The sequence below is a fragment of the Arenimonas sp. genome (genome assembly GCF_044348765.1).
In the GTDB taxonomy this organism is placed as follows: Bacteria; Pseudomonadota; Gammaproteobacteria; order Xanthomonadales; family Xanthomonadaceae; genus Arenimonas.
The window spans coordinates 1-3283 of the sequence record NZ_JBIKSE010000077.1 but is presented as its reverse complement, the minus strand read 5'-3'; the positions used below and the strand labels follow the sequence as shown (position 1 = coordinate 3283).

4 protein-coding genes and 1 pseudogene are annotated in these 3283 nt (G+C 58.9%); 4 read left to right on the top strand and 1 reads right to left on the bottom strand.

Annotated elements, in window-relative coordinates:
- Window positions 1-639 (bottom strand): DnaA ATPase domain-containing protein (locus tag ACIQ0Q_RS08535; protein WP_395772515.1); only part of this gene is annotated, 639 nt, incomplete at its 3' end.
- A gap of 152 nt (window positions 640-791) precedes the next feature.
- Here ACIQ0Q_RS08535 and rpmH point away from each other — a divergent pair.
- From rpmH to ACIQ0Q_RS08515, 4 genes and pseudogenes are all read left to right on the top strand, one after another.
- Complete coding sequence (gene rpmH / locus ACIQ0Q_RS08530) at window positions 792-932, top strand: 50S ribosomal protein L34 (protein ID WP_395772514.1); 141 nt, start codon at window positions 792-794, stop codon at window positions 930-932.
- A 31-nt stretch (window positions 933-963) separates the two neighbouring features.
- Window positions 964-1320: a ribonuclease P protein component gene (gene rnpA, locus ACIQ0Q_RS08525; protein WP_395772513.1), complete on the top strand. Its 357-nt coding sequence runs from the start codon at window positions 964-966 to the stop codon at window positions 1318-1320.
- Window positions 1321-1386: 66 nt separating this feature from the next.
- Window positions 1387-3096, top strand: a complete 1710-nt coding sequence (yidC, locus tag ACIQ0Q_RS08520) for a membrane protein insertase YidC (RefSeq protein WP_395772512.1) — start codon at window positions 1387-1389, stop codon at window positions 3094-3096.
- 13 nt (window positions 3097-3109) lie between these two features.
- A pseudogene (locus tag ACIQ0Q_RS08515) lies at window positions 3110-3283 on the top strand (tRNA uridine-5-carboxymethylaminomethyl(34) synthesis GTPase MnmE); the annotation flags it as partial.

Sequence of the window (3283 nt, the reverse complement as noted above, 5' to 3'; positions counted from 1 at the left end):
GTTCTTGCCCGCGAAGAACTGGATATCGTCGATTAGCAATGCATCAACCTGCTGGAATTGTTTCTTGAACTGCGCCATGGTCTTGTCGGCCAAAGCTTTCATCATGGCGTTGAAAAACTGCTCCGAACGCAGGTACAGCACGCGCATGCCCGGGTTGTGGGCGCGCATGAAATTGCCAGCGGCATACATCAGGTGGGTTTTGCCCAGGCCCGTGCTTCCGTAAAGCAGCAGTGGGTTGTAGGCCTTTCCGGGATTCTTGGCGACCTGCAGAGCCATGGCATGGCCCATTTGGTTGCATTTACCCACCACGAAATTATCGAAGGTGTAGTGGCTATCGACATTACCCTGAAAATCGGTTTCAGCGGCCTTTTTGGCAACGTTTTTGACCGGAGCTGCCGCTTTCGAACTGGATCCGACCTGGATGCGCACCGCCAGTTCGGCGCCGGAATAATGTTTGGCCAGTTCTTGGATGCGCGACAGGTAATGTTCACGTACTTGATCGACCACAAAGGCGTTCGGTGCCAGCAACTGCAACTCATCATTGTTCCGGCTGGCCTGAAGGGGCTTCAGCCAGGTGTGGACATCTTCCGCCGGATATTCCTGCTCCAGGCGCTGCAAACATTGCGACCAAACGTTCATGCGGGCTTAAATCTTCTGTGGATAACTCACTCGGTTGACCAGTCTAGCCTGTTGTCTCGGGTTCTGCCAAGCCTTGTGTCACTTGACGGCAAGCCCGTGAAGGCGTTATACTTTCCAGTTCACTACACCCCCTTTTTGAACGAGGTGCCGTCATGGCCACCAAACGCACGTACCAACCCAGCAATATCAAGCGCAAGCGCGACCACGGTTTTCGTGCCCGCATGAAAACCGCCGATGGCCGCAAGGTTTTGGCCCGTCGCCGCGCCAAGGGCCGCGCCCGCCTCTGCGTCTAATGCTCCGGCAGCCTCTGGGCTGCCTCTGGCCATGGCCGATCCGTCGCCACAGCCGTTTCCGAAATCCGCACGTCTGCGTGCCGCGCCTGAGTTCCAAGCCGTATTCAAAACGGGCTTGAAGCACTCGGGCGTATTTTTTCGTCTGCATTTCCTGCCGGGAAGCGCCTCGGCCCGCTTGGGTCTGGCCGTGCCGAAGAAAGCGGTGCCGCTTTCGGTTACCCGCAACCGACTCAAGCGCCTGTGCCGCGAAGCCTTCCGAGGCACTGTAAAAACTCCGGGCGATTATGTCTTGGTGGCATATACTCGCGCCCGGGAGGCCACCAATGCCGAGGTCCGCGCGGACCTCGGCCGTTTGTTTTCAGCGATGATGCCGAGCGAAACCCTGTAAAACAGGCGCACGGCACCCAAACACAGTAAAATTGACCACTTGCCCTGCCGCTTGCTGAAATCACCCATGAATCAAACACGCACCTTTCTTCTGATCGCCTGGTTGGCGGTCGCTTTTCTATTGTTCCAGCAGTGGCAAGCCCCCATGCCAATGCCGCAAGCACCGGCCGTCAATGCCCCCGCCGTCTCTGCGCCATCGCCGACTGCCGTCGGTGCGTTGCCGGCACTGCCCGCCGCGCCCATAAATGGCGCACCGGCCTTACCGGTTGCCGCTACCGCAAGCGCCGCACAAACCGTGGAAATTGTCTCCGATGTGTATCGCCTAACCGTGGATTTGAAGGGCGTCAGCATCGTCCGTGCCGAATTGTTGACCTACCCGAAAGAAAAAAAAGCCGGAAGCGATAACGTCTTGCTCCTGGATAACAGCAGCACCCATTTCTTCATTGCCGAATCCGGATGGCTCACCCGCACACATGCCTCCGAACCGAACCATAATGCCTTATTCACCACCGCAGATGGACAGCGCCGTTACCAATTGAGGCCGGGCCAGGACAGCTTGTCGGTACCCTTCGTCTGGACCGATGCCAGCGGCATCAGTCTGACTAAAACCCTGGTGTTGCAGCGCGGCAAGTTCGAGATCGCCCTGCAACAGACCCTGCGCAACACCGGCCCCGCGCCGTGGTCGGGCTTTGCCTATGAACAACTCAAGCGTATCCCGCCGCCGCCGCCGCCGAAACATGCCGGTTTCACCGATCCGGAGTCTTTCAGCTTCATCGGTTCGGCCTGGTACGGCGAGCCCGACAAATACGAAAAAATCAGTTTTGCGGATTATTATGATGACGGCACCATCCAGAGCCCGAACAAGCCCATCACCGATGGCTGGTTCGGCATGCTCGAACATCATTTCGTATCAGTCTGGTTGCCGGCCAAAGGCGATACCCAGACCTATTCCATAGCCACCGAGGGCCCGTTGTCACAGGCCTATTATCTGGTGCGCGGCATTTCCGGCGAAACCGTACTGGCGCCTGGTGCCAGCCACAGCCGAGAAGACCGCCTGTGGGTCGGCCCGAAAGCGCAGAAAGCGATGAATGCCGTGCACCCGACCCTTGACCTCAGCGTGGATTACGGCATTTTCAGTTTCCTTGCGCAGCCACTGTTCTGGCTGTTATCCAAACTGCATGATCTGCTCGGCAACTGGGGCTGGGCCATCATCGCTATCGTCATCGTGCTGAAGGCCCTGTTGTTCCCGTTGTCGGCCAAACAGTATCAGAGCATGGCCCGAATGCGCGCCATCCAGCCGCGCATCGAGGCGTTGAAAGAACGCTACGGCGACGACCGCCAGAAATTCGCGGTCGCGCAGATGGAGCTGTATAAGAAGGAAAAAATCAATCCGGCCGCCGGCTGTCTGCCGATGCTGATTCCGATCCCGATTTTCCTGGCGCTCTACTGGGTGCTGGTGGAATCAGTCGAGCTGCGGCAGGCGCCGTGGATCGGCTGGATCCAGAACCTGACCGACGCCGATCCGTATTTCATCCTGCCGGCACTGAATCTGATCGTCATGTTCCTGACCCAGAAGCTGACGCCGATGCCAGGCATGGATCCGCTGCAGAAGAAGATGATGACCTTCATGCCGCTGATCTTCGGCGTGATGATGGCCTTCTTCCCGTCCGGCCTGGTGCTGTACTGGGTGACCAACGGTCTGCTCGGTCTGGCCCAGCAGTGGTGGATGACCAAGAAATACGGCACGCACGGTCACCATCCCGCGCCGGCGAAATAATCCGGCGCGTGCGATGACGGCCACGACCGACACCATCGCCGCGCTCGCCACCGCGTTCGGTCCGGCCGGCGTCGGCATTGTCCGGGTGTCCGGGCCGGAGGCGCGCGCCATCGGCGAACGTCTGTGCGGACAAAGCTTGAAGCCGCGCCATGCACTGCACGCGCATCTGCGCGATGGCGACGGCGAG